Here is a 15,176-nt window from a genome sequence, read left to right on the forward strand (position 1 = left end):
GAGCGGGGCGCCGTGACACGGCCACGATCTGGCGTGACCCGGCTGGCTTAGTTGAAGCTCAACCCGTTGTTGCTGGCGTTACTGACCTTCCTGCCCTTCAGGTCGACCGTGAAATGGTCGCTCGGCTTGGCCGAGCCAAGACCCTTGAGGATCGCGAAGACGCCCTTGAACTGCTGCTGGAACGGCACGTGCACCGGGTTCTGGTCGGACGGCTTGTCGCCGATGCGCACGATCGGCGCGGGGGTGGCCGGGAATGCCGCCATCAGGACCTTGTACTGGTTCACGCGCGCCTGGCCCATGTCGCGCAGGGCCAGTTCGCCCGCATACACGGTGCGGTGGAAGTCGCCATAGAACGCGTACGGGGTGAGGTTCGCGAAGTCGTCCAGGCGCAGGCCGGCGGCCGTGGCCAGGCGTTCGGCGCGCACGGTCGCTTCCTGCCAGTCGGTGGCCAGCGTCGAGGCGGCAACCGTGCTGCTTGCTGGCGTGCCGGCGGCAGCGCAGGCTGCGGTCAAGGGCAGCACGCCGGGTGCATCTTTCAGTTGCGCCAGCGTGACCTTCGTCTGCAGCTGCGACAGGATCAGCATCTGCTTGCCGTTCAGGGCCATCGCGGCTTCTTTCATTTCGCACGGCCAGTATTCGTCCATGAAGCGCAGGCGCGACAGCTCGCCGAAGTACTGGTGCGTGAATTCGCCGTACGAACGGGTATCGAGGATGCTGCGGTCCCAGCGCTTGGCGACATCGGCGACCACCGAGCTGCCCTTGAGGTAGTCGTTTTCGACCACGTAATGCGGGAACAGTTCGGCAAAGCGGGGCACCGTCGACAGCGGCATGGTCTGGACGTCGATCGTCTCGGCGTCCTTGTAGGTCACGACCTTGTAGGCGGCGCCATACACGGCCAGCGACGGTGACTGCACGTTGACGAGGTAGTTGCCGCTGCCGTCGGTGTGGTCGTTGGTGCCGTTGAAGTGCATGTGCCCGCCCACGTGCAGGCGCAGGCCCGTGGCCGCCACGGCATTCGCAACATTCTGGTCCGGCACGCGCGCCGTCTGGAACGCGCCCGACTTGAACACGTCCTTCATGGCCTGCGTCTGGTTGGCGTAGAAGTCCATCGTCGGGTAGTGCGAGAAGGCCATCAGCTGCTTGCCCTCGGCCTTCGCGCGCGCGGCAACCGACTTGATGTAATCCATCAGGAACATCTTGTGGGTGATCACCTTGTTCCAGCCGGCGTTGCCGGCGCCGTCGAAGCCCTTGAAGCTGGTCGGGTTGGCCGGATCGAACTTCGCGTTCGGCACGAACACATTGGCGTCGATCGACAGCAGCCACAGGCCCTTGACCGGCTCGACCAGATAGGTGGTGTCGATCAGCTTCGTGCATCTGGTGAATGCTTTGCCGAGCTTGGCTTCGCCAGCAGCCTTGTAGGCGCCGCCCGAGCCTTCGGCACAGATCTCGAATTCACGGCTCTTGCCGCCCGACTGCGCCAGCGCCGCGTCATACGTGTACTTGCCGGCGTCGTACTTGCTGAACGGGGTCTCCCACAGCAGGTCGGCCTTGTTCGGCATGAAGCCGAATTCGCCCATCTTGACCATCAGGCGTTCGGTGCCTTGCTCCATGACCTGGTCGGTGCAGATCACCGTCGGATCCTTGGCGAGACACGCCGGATTGCCGGTGGCATAGATTTTCTGCTCCTTGCCGTCCTTGGTCAAAAAGTCGTTCTTGCCGGCTTCGTTATCGTCAAACGGCTCCACGGGGTCGTGGTTGCCGGGCGCGATAAAGAAGCGCATGCCCTTGGCCTGGTACTGCTTCATGATCGCGGCGATGCCGTCGACGTTCATCGGCTGGGCGTCGTCGGTATAGTCGCCCGGCAGCGCAACGACGCGAATGCCCTTGGCGTAGGCGTCGTCGAGCGCGGCGTAGAAGGCGAAATAGTTTTCGTTGAACAGGCGCGTGGAGGTCAGCTGCGCATACATCGTGCGGATGGTTGCATTCCTGCCGTCTTTGGTCGGAATGCCGGCAAACTGGCTGCTCTTGAAGTCGCCGTAGACATCCTGGAAGTGGACGTCGCTCATGAAGGCGACGGCGGTGCTCACCGGTGCAGGGGCGGGGGCCGGTGCCGGCGTTTGCACCGGCGGCGTGACGACAGGGGCGTCGCTGTCGCCGGGACTGCAGCCTGCCAGCAGGGCCAGCAGGGAAAGGGCGGCGCAGGCGGCAGCGCCGTGTTGCATTGGACGGGTCATGCAATTACTCCGGTCATCAAGATGCCCGGAGGATGACATCGTTACATGACCGGATAGTTACATGGCCTGCTGCTTACTTGCCCCAGCTGTCCTTGAGCGTCGTCACCCGGTTGAAGACGGGCTTGCCCGGCGTCGAATCGACGCGGTCGGCCACGAAGTAGCCGTGACGCTCGAACTGGAAGCGCTGGTCGCCCACGGCGTCCTTCAGGCCCGGCTCCAGATACGCGGTGATCGTCTCGAGCGCATTCGGATTGAGCACCGTCTTGAAGTCCTTGCCGCCGGCGTCCGGCTGCGGGTCGAGGAACAGGCGGTCGTACAGGCGCACTTCGGCTTCCAGTGCGCTGGCGGCGCTGACCCACGTGATGTTGCCCTTGACCTTGTAGTTGTCCGCGCCCGGCGTGCCCGACTTCGAATCCTCGAAGTACTTCACGTGCACAGCGGTGACGTTGCCGTCGGCATCCTTGTCAAAGCCCGTGCATTCGACCACGTAGCCATATTTCAGGCGCACGCGGCTGCCCGGCAGGTCGCCCTGCGGCGGCGTGAAGCGGAAGTAGCCCTTGACCGGCGTTTCCATGAAGTCTTCCTGCTCGATCCACAGTTCGCGGGTGAACGGGAAGGTGCGCTTGCCCATCTCGGGATGGTGCGGGTGCACCGGCGAGCTGCACTCGTGCGACTCGCCTTCAGGGAAGTTGTCGACGATGAGCTTCAACGGGCGCAGCACGGCAATGGCGCGCGGCGCTTTCGGGTCCAGATCGTCACGCAGCGCGCCTTCGAGCGTGCTCATGTCGATCCAGCCGTCGGCTTTCGACACGCCGATGCGCTCGCAGAACAGCTGCAGCGATTCAGGCGTGTAGCCGCGGCGGCGCAGGCCGACGATGGTCGGCATGCGCGGATCGTCCCAGCCGGTGACGGTGCCATCGTCGACCAGCGCGCGCAGCTTGCGTTTGGAGGTCACGACATAGGTCAGGTTCAGGCGCGCGAATTCGTACTGGCGCGGCACGGGCTTCCTGAAGAAGCCGCCTTCGGCCAGCGTCTCGACCAGCCAGTCGTAGAACGGGCGGTGATCCTGGAATTCCAGCGTGCACAGCGAGTGCGTGATGTTTTCGATCGCGTCCGAGATCGGGTGCGTGTAGTCGTACATCGGGTAGATGCACCAGGCGTCGCCCGTGCGGTGGTGGTGCGCATGGCGGATGCGGTACAGGGCCGGATCGCGGTTCGTCATGATTGGCGACGACATCGCGTCTTCGCTCATCTTGGCGCGCAGGATGTGTTCACCATCCTTGTACTTGCCGGCTTTCATGTCGCGGAACAATTGCAGCGATTCTTCGACGGGGCGGTCGCGGAAGCGCGAATTGGTGCCCAGCGTGCCGAAATTGCCGCGGTTCTTCGCCATCTCTTCGGCGCTCTGGCTGTCGACGTAGGCCTTCCCGTTCTGGATCAGGTACTCGGCCATCGCGTACAGCTGGTCGAAGTAATCGCTGGCGTAGTACAGGTGCTCCTGGCCCTCCTGCTGCCACGAGAAACCGAGCCACTTGACGCTGTCGATGATCGTGTCGACGTATTCCTGGTCTTCCTTCTCGGGATTGGTGTCGTCGAAACGCAGGTGGCACAGGCCGTCGTAGTCGCGCGCCAGGCCGAAGTTCAGGCAGATCGATTTGGCGTGGCCGATGTGCAGGTAGCCGTTCGGCTCGGGCGGGAAGCGCGTGATCACGGGCGGCAAGCCCTCACGGGCATGCGTGCCGGCGGCCAGGTCGGATTCGACGATGGCACGCACAAAGTTCGACGACGGTGCGTTGCCCGGCGCCGGGGAATTCTTGTCGTTGCTCATGAGATAGTTCTGGGAGGGTAAGGTGTCGGGCATTTTACCGTAGACGACGGCCCTGTAGCATGCCCTTGTCGTTACCCCGCCCGCCGTTGCCGCCATCCGGTGAAAGCGGGCGCTCGCGCCCCGTCGAACCTTTTCTATAGGATAATCTCTCTTTAAACCGTGATTCATTGCCAGACGGCTGACGCCGGGAGAGTTTCTGTTGGAAAATTTATATGCGATCCTCGGCGTGGCCCCGAATGCCACCGACGACGAGATCAAGAAGGTCTACCGCTCGCTGGCCATGCGCTACCACCCGGACCGCAACCAGGCGCCGGGCGCCGAGGCGCGCTTCAAGGCCGTGAGCAAGGCTTACGAGATCCTCTCGGACCGCGCGAAGCGCGACGAATACAACCAGAGCCTGAACCACCGCATCGTGCTCGACGCCGAAGCCGAAGCCTTCGAGCTGTGGCGCTCGCTGTTCGCCCTGAACGGCGTCAACCTGCCTGCGCACTGACGCCCGGGCCGCCCGTGCGCCCCGCCAAATACATCTACAGGACACACTATGAAAAACGTACATCCCGAATTCTCTTTCCAGTCGCGTGAACTGGAAGGCCAGATCGAAGGCACCCTGGGCGACCCGCCGAACCGCAAGAACTACGACATGATGGTGAACGCCCTGGTGTCCGAATACGCCGACGGCGGCGGCATCGACGACGTCAACATGATGGCCTTCGCGCTGGTCGACAAGATCCGCTTTCTGGACGCCAAGGGCCTGATGCGCGAAGCGCTCGACTACGCCGATGGCGACCCTTCCAAGGTGTTCGCGATGGCCGAATGCACGGGCGACGACGGCGCCAAGATGTACGAAGCGATGACGACCAACTTCCCCGAGCTGGCGCGCCAGGCGATCATCACCGCATTCCTGTTCAAGAACCAGAATCGCTGGGACGATGAAGACCAGTCGCTCGAGCAGCTGGGCCGCAATGACGATGGCGACGATGTCGATGAAGACGGCGAAGCAACCGACGACTTCAGCGGCCTGTTCGACGAAGGAGACCGCGATGAGCGATGATACCGGCAGCAAGAACGAACACCTGCCAGCCTTGACGCAGCAGGTGGGCGACCTGGTGCTGGCCGGCTCGCTCGACCACGCCGAAGAGGTGTTCTCGAAAGCGGCCGACGAGCATGGCGACTACGCCGTGGCGCAGGTGCTGAGCGACCTGCCACCGCAAGTGACGGCGCTGCACCTGGCCGGCTTTGACGGCGGCAAGACGTCGCTGGCCACGATGCTGGTACCGCCCAAGGCCTGGGCCGACAGCCTGGCCTACATCGCCGCGACCTGGCCCGACAACCTGATCGAGGACGATCCCGAGCGCATCGCCGAGAACCTGTTCAACCACGTTCATGGCGTGGTGTATGCGCAGGACGACGAAGAGCGCCGCAACGAGCTGCTCGAAGCGGCGTCCGCCACCGACCATGGCGCGACGATCTTTGCGATCATGTGGTCGCTGGCGCCGCGCGAAATCCTCGAGGTGGCGGGCGAAATCCTGTCCAAGGGCCGTTACGTGAGCGGCCAGACGAGCGCCGACAGCGACATCGTGCCGCTGGCGGTCGACCTGGCCAAGGCCAGCGAAGATGGCTGGGAGCGTTCGCTGCTGGAGCTGTTCCCTGAATTCCGCCACAGCGCCGAGATGGCCGAGATCGAACTGCCGGACGATCCGGATGAAGAGTCCGAATTCATGCAGCGTTCGACCCGCGACCTGTTGCTGCGCCTGCGCAAGCAGGTGCCGTCGGTGCGCAGCATGCCACGCCGTAGCCCGCGCCGCAGCCTGGGCTCGGACATCTTTTCGTGACGGCAGGTCCCAGCATGTTGCCTGCCCTTGTCATTGAAAAGCCGCCCCGGCTGATCCGCGCGATCCGGCTGCTGCCGGTCGACGCCACGCCCGATGAAGCGGCGATCCTTGCCGACGAATTGTCCGGGATCACCGCCATGGTGGCCGAAAAGTTCACCAACGACCGCACCGCCGAAGGCATCGGGCGCGCGTTGCTGTTGACCGTCGGCGGCATCTCGCTGGGTCTCGAACACCTGATCCAGACCGAGGAAGAGGGTGACCTCGATGCGCTCGACATCCTGATCGGGGAGGGCGCCGAGCACGCGTTCCAGGCGGGCTTTCGCCTGATCCGCGAGCTCGCTGCGCTGCCCGAGGACAGCCTGGTGAGCGAGTACGACCTGGACCCCATCTATGCGCAGCGGCGTTTGAAAGAACTGTTCGTCGACATCTGCACGGCCGATCCGGGCGAATCGTGGTCGGGCTACGAGCGTTATCTGGGCCAGGTGCGCCAGCGCCAGGAAGTCCAGGCAGTCGTCAAGGCGGCCGAGTGGCTGCGCAAGCACCACTACGAGGGCGCGGTCGTCGATCCGGACCTGAATGCCGAAGGCGTGATTGCGATGGCGATCATCTTCGCGGCCGAAGGTGGCGCGCGCATCACGGCGCGCACCGGCCAGCGCGAGTTCGAACGCTTCGTCAAGGCGGTGCGCAAGCACAATCCCGATTTCGGAGCCGGCTGGGCCGAGCTGATGGCGCGTGTGCCGCCGGCGCATCAACCGGTGATCGCTGCGCGCATCGCGACCTACCGCGCCAGTTGCACGGTGCTGCAACTGATTGGCACGACGGCGACGATGAAGCAGCTGTTCGCCGAAATGGAAAACTACGCCGGATCGGAGCTCGATCCCGAGTATCCGTGAAGGCTGCCAGGTGAGTGCACCGGGCGCCCGCATCGCCGCCGGCAGCGCGGCGTTCCGGCGCATCAACCGCGCCATGGCCTTCGGCGGCTTTTCCACCTTTGCGCTGCTGTATTGCGTCCAGCCCTTGATGCCGCTGCTGGGCCGCGACTTCGGGCTGTCGCCCGCGCAGAGCAGCCTGGTGCTGTCGGTGGCGACCGCCACACTGGCCCTGGCGCTGCTGGGTTCGAGCAACGTCGCCGAGCGCTTTGGGCGCAAGAAGGTCATGGTCGGCTCGATGCTCAGCGGCGCCGTCCTCACGCTGGGCTGCGCCTTTGCTTCGGACTACATCCACCTGGTGGCGCTGCGCGCCTGCATGGGCCTGATGCTGGGCGGCTTGCCGGCCGTGGCGATGGCGTATCTGGGCGACGAGATCGAACCGACATCCCTTGGCCTGTCGATGGGCATGTATATCAGCGGCAGCGCCTTTGGCGGCATGACGGGGCGGGTGCTGTCGGCCTTCATCAGCGATTTCGCCTCGTGGCGCATTGCGCTCGGCGTGCTGGGTGCGGCCGGGCTGTATGCGGCGTGGGAATTCTCGCGCAGCCTGCCAGCATCTCGCCATGGCGCGACGTTGCCGGCGCGCGGCCCCGGCTTCGTCGCCGGCTTGCGGATCCACCTGCGCGATCCGGGGCTGCCGTGGCTGTTCGCGCTGTCGTTTTTGCTGATGGGCGCCTTCATCACGCTGTACAACTACATCGGCTACCGCCTGCTGGGCGCGCCGTTCAACCTGCGCCCGAGCGCCGTCGGGCTGCTGTCGCTGCTGTATCTGTTGGGCATCGTCAGCTCGATGTGGGCCGGCAAGCTGGCCGACCGGCTCGGCCGGCGCAATGTGCTGTGGCTCATGATGGGACTGATGATCACCGGATTACTGATCACGCTGGCCGATTCGCTGGTCGCGATCGTGCCGGGTGTGGGGCTGGCGACGTTCGGCTTCTTTGCATCGCACTCGGTGGCCAGCAGCTGGGTAGGGCGGCGCGCACGCGCGCCACAGGCGCTGGCCTCGGGCATCTACCTGTTCTTCTATTACCTGGGATCGAGCGTGGTGGGCTGGTCGGGCGGGTATGTCTATGAGCACTGGGGCTGGACCGGTGTCGTGACCTTGCTGGCGGGGCTACTGGGGGTAGGGTTGGGGATTGCGCTGCATCTGCGGCGCCTGGCGCCGTTGCCGGTGAACTATTAGCTAGAATAAATAACCGGGCAATACAGGTGCCGTGCGCCGGCCGAAAACCGGTCGCACAAGTAAAAACGCCACGCTGCGAAGCGTGGCGTTGTCCGATCAGCGGCGTGCTGCGCGGTTTTGTGGGCGCGGTGCGCCGTTGGTCTTGCCAAGGTGACGGAAGGTGATCCGGCCCTTGCTCAGGTCGTACGGCGACAGTTCGAGGCTGACCTGGTCGCCGGCGATGATGCGGATGTGGTTCTTGCGCATCTTGCCCGAGGTGTAGGCGATCAGCTTGTGGCCGTTTTCGCAGTCGATACGATAACGCGAGTCCGGCAGCACTTCAGCCACGACGCCATTCATTTCGATGAGTTCTTCTTTTGCCATGATGGAGCTCCTGTAAATTTTAATATTGGGTAATCAGACCAGCCTGGCGCGCGGCGCACGGGCTGGCGGATGATGCGGCCTGCGTGAAGCAGGCGGTGTCAGGATGGGAATAATATTGACTTCGCTGGGTGTTGCGGCCCGTGTGCCATCTCGTGCCGTGGCGTCGCGCTTTGCGCGAATCATTTGTCCACAGGAACACGATATGGGGACGGTAGTAGAATTTTCCAGTGGCAATCTCGTGTTGTCATTCCTGAAACTTTGTAATCGTGGAGGAGTGATCGATGCCATACAAGCGATAGTGTAGCACGGTTGCCGCTCTGCGGCTCATGCGCACGCATAATGACGATATAATCTGCTTAACTTCCGTTGCAAAAAGCAACGCTTTTCACCAGGTCTTTCGCGTGCAGCAGTTGCCCCACGTGTCGATCGGCCGACCTTCCTGGGCTGCTCTCATGAACGACCGCACTTCCGCCAATGTAACCGGCCGCATTTCCACCGGTATTGCCGGCCTCGACGATATCCTGGGTGGCGGCTTGACGCCCCAGCGCGTGTATCTCGTCGAAGGTTCGCCCGGCGCCGGCAAGACCACGCTTGGCCTGCAATTCCTGCTCGACGGCATGGCGCGGGGCGAAGCCGGCCTGTATGTCACCCTGTCCGAAACGACCGACGAACTGATTGCGGTGGGTCAAAGCCATGGTTGGGACCTGACACCGCTGTCGATCTACGAGCTGGCAGGCGAAGACGACCTTGATCTTGATGCGCAACAGTCGGTGTTCCATCCATCGGAAATCGAACTGGGCGAAACGACGCGCAAGGTCATGGACCGGGTCGACGAACTGCAGCCGGTGCGGGTGGTGTTCGACAGCCTGTCCGAAATGCGGCTGCTGGCCCAGAATCCGCTGCGTTATCGGCGCCAGATTCTTGCGCTTAAACAATTCTTCTCCGCGCGCGGTTGCACCGTCCTGCTGCTTGATGACAAGACCAACCAGTCCGACCAGCAGCTGCACAGCATTGCCCACGGCGTCATCAGCCTGGAGCAGATCGCCCGCGACTACGGCAAGGAACGGCGCCGCGTCAATATCCTCAAGATGCGCGGGATTCGCTTCCGTGGCGGCTACCATGACTATGCGCTCGACACGGGCGGCATCACGATGTACCCGCGCCTGGTTGCCGCCGAACACGTGCGCGACTTCGTGCCGCTGGTTGGCTCGAGTGGTTCCGACGGCTTCGACGCGCTGCTGGGCGGCGGCCTGATTCGCGGCACCAACACGCTGATCGTCGGCCCGTCCGGCATCGGCAAGACCACGCTGTCCACGCGCTGCCTGCTGGCTGCGCTCGAGCGGGGCGAAAAGGCGGCCTATTACCTGTTCGACGAAGGCCTGGGCACCTTCTTTGCCCGCAGCACGCAACTGGGGCTGGACCTGCGGCCCTACCTGGCCACCGGCCAGCTCGCGATGTGCCACTTCGATCCGGCCGAACTCTCGCCCGGCGAATTCGCCCAGCTGCTGCGCGACGCCGTCGAACAGCAAGGCACGCGCTTCATGGTGATCGACAGCCTGAACGCCTACCTGCAGGCGATGCCGGGCGAACAGTTCCTGACGTTGCAGATGCACGAACTGCTGTCGTACCTGAACCAGCAGGGCGTGACGACCATGATGATCCTGGGCCAGCATGGCCTGATGGCCGAAGGCCGCACCGACGTCGACCTGAGCTATCTGAGCGACAGCACGGTGCTGATGCGCTTCTTTGAGGCGAGCGGCAATGTGCGGCGCGCGATCAGCGTGATCAAGAGCCGCACCACGCAGCACGCGCAGACGATCCACGAGCTGCAGCTGGGCCATGGCGGCGTGCGTATTGGCGCGCCGCTCGTGGGCTTCGAGGGCGTGCTGACCGGCATCCCCAACTACCGCGGCGCCACGCCCATGATGGTTCCGGTTCCAGATGCCGGGCAATAGCCAGCCGCGCAGCGCGCGAGGAACGCATCCTGATTTTCGCGCCGCGCGGGCGCGACGCCGACGTCATGGCGTCGGTGCTGCAGCGCGATGGCCTCGAGTGCAAGGCCTTCCTCGACTTCGCCCAGCTCGGCGCGGCGATCGAGGAGGGCGCGGGCGCGGCCATCCTGGCCGAAGAAGCGCTGCAGAACATCGATCCCAGGGCCTTGCACGCCTGGCTCGAGGCGCAGGCGCCCTGGTCCGACTTTCCGTTCATCGTGTTGCTGGCCAAGACGGTCGGCCTGCAGCAGGGCGCGGCGCGCGAGCGCCTGGGCGACTACGGCAACGTGATCCTGCTCGAACGCCCGCTCAATGCGCAGACGCTGCGCAGCGCCAGCATCTCGGCCCTGCGCGCGCGCCGCCGCCAGTACCAGGCGCGCGACGTGCTGGCCGACCGCGAGCGCACGGCGCAAAGCCTGCACGATAGCCGGCAGGAACTCGTCGCCCTGAACGAAACGCTCGAATCGCGCATCGACGAGCGCACCCGCGCGCTGGCCCAGGCCAACGACCGCCTGATGAACGAGATCATCGAGCGCGAACGCGTGCAGCAGGCGATGGCGCAGTACCAGAAGATGGAAGCGGTCGGACGCCTGACCGGCGGCATTGCCCACGACTTCAACAACCTGCTCAATGTGGTCCAGGGCAGCATGGACCTGATCCTGTTGATGTCGAAGGACGACGTGGCCAAGGGCCGCGCCGAGATCGCACGCCGCGCCTGCCAGCGCGGTGGCAAGCTCACGAGCCAGTTGCTGGCCTTCGCACGCAACCAGAGCCTCGACCTGCGCGAAACCCATATCGGCCTGCTGTTCGACGGCGTGCGCGAGCTGGTGGCCAGCTCGGTCGGCTCGGCCATCCGGCTGCGCTTTGCCGTCGACGACGACTGCGCAGCGGTGCTGGCCGATGGCAACCAGATGGAGATGGCGTTACTGAACCTGGCCATCAATGCGCGCGACGCGATGCCGGCCGGCGGCGAGCTGGTGTTCGCGGCCGGCCTGTCGGCGCCGCCGGCGGGCTTGCTGGCAGACGGCGACTACGTGCGCATCGCGGTGACCGACAGCGGCGAAGGCATGGCGCCGGAACTGGTGGCCAAGGTGTTCGAGCCGTTCTTCACGACCAAGGGCGTCAAGGGAACCGGGCTGGGCCTGAGCCAGGTGTACGGCATGGCGCAGCAATCGGGCGGCGCGGCGCGCATCCTCAGCGAACAGGGTGTGGGCACCACGGTGGAAATCTGGCTGCGCGCCGCCACCGGGCTGGATGAGGCCGAGCCGGCGCCACTGGCGCAGATGCCGGTGGCGAGCGAGCCGGCGCGCATCCTGATTGTCGAGGACGACGATTTCGTGCGCGCCTCGATGGTCTCGTCGCTCGAAGCGCTCGGCCACCACGTGACGCAGGCGGCCGACGGCGAAGCGGGCCTGGCGGCCCTGCAACGGGCGCGCCCGGAGCTCCTGATCACCGATTACCTGATGCCCGGCATGACGGGCGCCGACCTGATGGTGCGCACGCGCACGATGTTCCCGGGCCTGCCGATGATCATCGCCACCGGTTACGCCGACATGAAGGCGATCGAGCAGGTGATCGGCGACGATATCGTGCTGCGCAAACCGTTCCAGCTGGCCGAACTTGCAGTGAGCGTTGGCCAGGCCCTGGACCGCCAGCGCCAGCGCGACAGCGCCGCCCTGGCCTGAGGTGCGCAGAGCGCACTCAGCGCGCTCTGCGCGTTTGACTGCGCCTATATAATCCGACAGACGCCACTTGCCAACGGACCACCGTGACAACCGCACCCGACCCATTCGACTATGAAGCCGCCATCGGCGCCTGCGCCCGCGGCGACCGGCACGCCCTGCGCCGGCTGTATGACCAGGAAAGCCCGCGCCTGTTGGGCGTGGCGCTGCGCATCGTGCGCGACCGCCAGAGCGCCGAAGACGTCGTGCATGATGCCTTCGTAAGCATCTGGACCCGCGCCGGCACGTTTGATGCCACGCGCGGTTCGGGCCGTGGCTGGATGTACACGATCGTGCGCCACGCGGCGCTCGACGCCGTGCGCGATGGCGCCCACGAAGTCGGCGTCGACGAAGACACGCTCGATGCGCTCGACGCCGACGCCTTCGATCCCACCATGCAGGATGCGTTCGAGCTGCGCCAGGACATGGGCCGGCTGCACGAGTGCCTGACCCGGCTCGATCCGGCCAAGCGCAACAGCATCCTGCACGCCTATGTAGATGGCTTCTCGCACAGTGAAATCGCCGAGCGGCTCAAGTCGCCGCTGGGCACGGTCAAGGCCTGGATCAAGCGCGGCATGAGCGCGCTGCGGGAGTGCATGGTATGAACGCTACACACGATTACGACGAACTGGCCGGCCAATACGTGCTCGGCACGCTGCCGCGCGCCCAGCGGCTCGAGGTCGACGCCGCGCTGGCCAATAACGCATCATTGCGCGCCGCCGTCGCTTTCTGGGAAGCACGGCTGCTGCCCTTGACCACGCTGGTGGAACCGAGCACGCCACCGGCGTCGCTGTGGGCGCGCATCGAGCGTAGCCTGGGCCCTGTCACCAAACCGGCGCCGGCTGCGCGCGCCGGCTGGTGGGAGCGCCTGGGCCTGTGGCGCGGCCTGGCCGCAGGCGGTTTTGCCGCCGCTGCCGTCATGGCGGTGGTGGTCGGCCTGCGTGTCAACGACCTGCAGCAGCCGCACTACATGGTGGTGCTGGCTGCGCCGCAGAACGCCGCGCCGGGCTGGGTGCTCAAGATGACGGGCGCGACGACGCTGCGCCTCGAACCCCTGGTGGCAACCGCCGTGCCGTCGCAGCGCGCGCTGCAGTTGTGGACCAAGGCCGACGACTGGTCCGGCCCCGTGTCGCTGGGTCTCGTCAAGCCTGGCGAGACCGTCGAGGTCAAGCTCGACAAGCTGCCGAAGATCGTGCCGAACCAGCTGTTCGAGATCACGCTCGAGCCGGAAGCCGGCTCCCCGATCGGCAAACCGACCGGCCCGATTCTGTTCATCGGCCGCGCCGTCGTCATCTAGGGCCGGGCGAGCGCAACGAAAAAGGGCGTTCCCGCATCAGCGGGAACGCCCTTTGTTCATGCTACGGTGTGATTAACGCAGCCAGATCGCGATGTCCTTCACGCCCGGCATGCCGCTGCCGATGCGCGATGTGGCCGGGTTGGCGGCGCCGCCGATCAGAGTGCCGGCACCGGTGGTGATGTCGACGCGGTACAGAGACGTCGGGCCACCGGCGGTGGTGCGCAGGGCTGCCAGCACCAGGCCGTTCGCGCCGCCGGCGATGTCCATGCCGCCGTCGCCGGCGACCGTCACGCCCAGCGGGCCGACATTGACCAGCGTGCCGTCGTTTGGCGGGTTCTGCAGGGCCAGCACCGAGCTGGCGCTGTCGACGTCGAACAGCTGCGTCGCGGTCGCGTTCGGGACGCTGTTCGTGTAGGCGGCTGCTGCCACCATCGGGGCTGCACCGGTGCGGTTGATGACGCCATCGGTGGTCGTCGCGCCGGTGTCGACGTTGATGCGCAGGTTCTGGCCGCTGTTGCTGATTACGCGCAGGCGGTCGGCGACCGGGTTGAAGTCGACGGCAAACGCGGTGCCGGCAATCGCGGTGTACGGCAGCGTGGTGTCGGTGCTGTCAGCGGCCAGCGTGGCTTTCACGGTAGCGACGCCGGTGGCCGGATCGATCGTGATCAGGCGCGCGGTCGAGGTCAGGCCGTACAGCATATTGTCACGTGGGCGCACGTCGATGCCCAGCACGAGCTCGCCCGGGGCCAGGCCGCTGATGGCGACATTGGTGTCGAGCGTGTTCGGCGTGCCGACCTTGAAGCCGACCAGGCGGTTATCGTCGGTCAAGCCCAGCACGACTGGCGTCTGCGCCGCGCGCAGCGCGATGCCGCGGATGTCTTCGGTCACGCCCAGCGCGCCCACCAGCGTGGCCGGTGCGGTGGTGGCGGCCAGGTTCACGCCATACAGATTGCGTGCGCCGCCGACGGTGGCCACCATATAGCCCATGTTCGTGCGTGCATCGATGTCGAAGCCGTTGACGGCGCCGGCGACGATGCCCAGCGGGACCGGGCTGGCCAGCGTGCCGTTGTTTGGCGGGTTCTGGGTGTACAGCGTGTTGTTGACGGCATCGATGCCGTACAGCGTCGTCGAGCCGGTGCCGGCGAACGAGTTGGTATAGGCCGAGGCAGAAATCGCCGTGTTCGCTGCGCCGCCGTTGATGCTGCCGTCGGTGGTCGTCGCGCCGGTGTCGACGTTGATGCGCAGGCTCTGGCCCGTGTTGCTGACGATGCGCAGGCGGTCGGCCATCGGGTTGAAGTCGACGCCGAAGCTGGTGCCTGCCAGTGCAGTGAATGCGTCGGTGGTGTCGGCGGCATCAGCGGCCAGGCGCGACTTGTTGGTGGCAGCGCCGGTGACCGGATCGAGCGTGTACAGGCGGCCGGTCGAACCGACGCCGTACAGCATGCCGTCGACTGGGCGCATGTCGATGCCCACCAGGTTTTCGCCGCTCTGCAGGCCGGTGACGAGCACATTGGTGCGGATGGTCGCCGGGGACGCGCCGTCGAACGAAATCAGACGGTTGCTGACAGTCAGGGCAACCACATCGCCAACAGTCGCGGACGCCGGCGGCGGGGTGGTCGGCGCCGGCGCGGCGTTGTTGTCGTCGTCATCGCTGCCGCAGGCGGTCAGCGCAAGGGCGATCGAAGAAACGAGGACGAGCTTGGCGAATTGTGGTTTTTTCATGATGTGTCCTTATTAGTAGAATGGGTCGTCAAAGTGAATCAGGGCGCACGGCCCGCGGGCAGGCTGCCATGTCGAC

The 15,176-nt window shown here is 65.3% G+C and carries 13 protein-coding genes; 9 read left to right on the forward strand and 4 right to left on the reverse strand.

What is annotated here, in order from left to right; translation table 11 throughout:
* Positions 1-47 precede the first annotated feature (47 nt).
* Together AC56LV_RS00310 and AC56LV_RS00315 are read right to left on the reverse strand one after the other, a co-directional pair.
* On the reverse strand, positions 48-2,234 hold the full coding sequence (locus tag AC56LV_RS00310) for a metallophosphoesterase (RefSeq protein ID WP_499555131.1): 2,187 nt from the start codon (positions 2,232-2,234) through the stop codon (positions 48-50).
* A gap of 73 nt (positions 2,235-2,307) precedes the next feature.
* Entirely contained in the window at positions 2,308-4,062 is a 1,755-nt protein-coding gene (locus tag AC56LV_RS00315) for a glutamine--tRNA ligase/YqeY domain fusion protein (protein ID WP_499555133.1), read from the reverse strand.
* Positions 4,063-4,261: 199 nt separating this feature from the next.
* Between AC56LV_RS00315 and AC56LV_RS00320 the strand changes: the two genes are divergently transcribed.
* From AC56LV_RS00320 to AC56LV_RS00340, 5 genes are read left to right on the forward strand one after another with little or no spacing between them, the layout of a single operon-like run.
* On the forward strand, positions 4,262-4,555 hold the full coding sequence (locus AC56LV_RS00320; RefSeq protein WP_482897814.1) for a DnaJ domain-containing protein: 294 nt from the start codon (positions 4,262-4,264) through the stop codon (positions 4,553-4,555).
* Between the two features lie 48 nt (positions 4,556-4,603).
* Positions 4,604-5,113: a hypothetical protein gene (locus AC56LV_RS00325; RefSeq protein WP_499501385.1), complete on the forward strand. Its 510-nt coding sequence runs from the start codon at positions 4,604-4,606 to the stop codon at positions 5,111-5,113.
* Positions 5,103-5,894 (forward strand): hypothetical protein, encoded by a 792-nt coding sequence (locus AC56LV_RS00330; protein WP_183549872.1) that lies wholly within the window; start codon positions 5,103-5,105, stop codon positions 5,892-5,894. The genes AC56LV_RS00325 and AC56LV_RS00330 overlap by 11 nt, the downstream gene beginning before the upstream one ends.
* A 14-nt stretch (positions 5,895-5,908) precedes the next feature.
* Positions 5,909-6,787: a hypothetical protein gene (locus tag AC56LV_RS00335; RefSeq protein WP_499555134.1), complete on the forward strand. Its 879-nt coding sequence runs from the start codon at positions 5,909-5,911 to the stop codon at positions 6,785-6,787.
* 10 nt (positions 6,788-6,797) lie between these two features.
* Positions 6,798-8,006 (forward strand): MFS transporter, encoded by a 1,209-nt coding sequence (locus tag AC56LV_RS00340; RefSeq protein ID WP_499555136.1) that lies wholly within the window; start codon positions 6,798-6,800, stop codon positions 8,004-8,006.
* Between the two features lie 96 nt (positions 8,007-8,102).
* On the opposite strand, the gene infA is transcribed toward AC56LV_RS00340, so the two are convergent.
* A complete protein-coding gene (gene infA / locus AC56LV_RS00345) occupies positions 8,103-8,369 on the reverse strand; it encodes a translation initiation factor IF-1 (RefSeq protein ID WP_482897817.1) in 267 nt (88 codons plus the stop codon).
* Positions 8,370-8,821: 452 nt separating this feature from the next.
* On the opposite strand from infA, the gene AC56LV_RS00350 reads away from it, so the two are divergent.
* The 4 genes from AC56LV_RS00350 (at position 8,822) to AC56LV_RS00365 (ending at position 13,378) form a co-directional block, all read left to right on the forward strand.
* Positions 8,822-10,324, forward strand: a complete 1,503-nt coding sequence (locus AC56LV_RS00350) for an ATPase domain-containing protein (protein ID WP_499555138.1) — start codon at positions 8,822-8,824, stop codon at positions 10,322-10,324.
* 65 nt (positions 10,325-10,389) lie between these two features.
* Entirely contained in the window at positions 10,390-12,045 is a 1,656-nt protein-coding gene (locus AC56LV_RS00355) for a response regulator (RefSeq protein WP_499555140.1), read from the forward strand.
* An 83-nt stretch (positions 12,046-12,128) separates the two neighbouring features.
* Positions 12,129-12,686: a sigma-70 family RNA polymerase sigma factor gene (locus AC56LV_RS00360; RefSeq protein WP_499555142.1), complete on the forward strand. Its 558-nt coding sequence runs from the start codon at positions 12,129-12,131 to the stop codon at positions 12,684-12,686.
* Positions 12,683-13,378 (forward strand): anti-sigma factor, encoded by a 696-nt coding sequence (locus tag AC56LV_RS00365; RefSeq protein ID WP_499555144.1) that lies wholly within the window; start codon positions 12,683-12,685, stop codon positions 13,376-13,378. The genes AC56LV_RS00360 and AC56LV_RS00365 overlap by 4 nt, the downstream gene beginning before the upstream one ends.
* 72 nt (positions 13,379-13,450) lie before the next feature.
* Here the strand turns inward: AC56LV_RS00365 and AC56LV_RS00370 are convergent, their stop codons facing one another.
* Positions 13,451-15,100 (reverse strand): DUF4394 domain-containing protein, encoded by a 1,650-nt coding sequence (locus AC56LV_RS00370; RefSeq protein WP_499555146.1) that lies wholly within the window; start codon positions 15,098-15,100, stop codon positions 13,451-13,453.
* Positions 15,101-15,176 lie beyond the last annotated feature (76 nt).

It is taken from the genome of Telluria sp. RB2R28 (assembly GCF_059685835.1).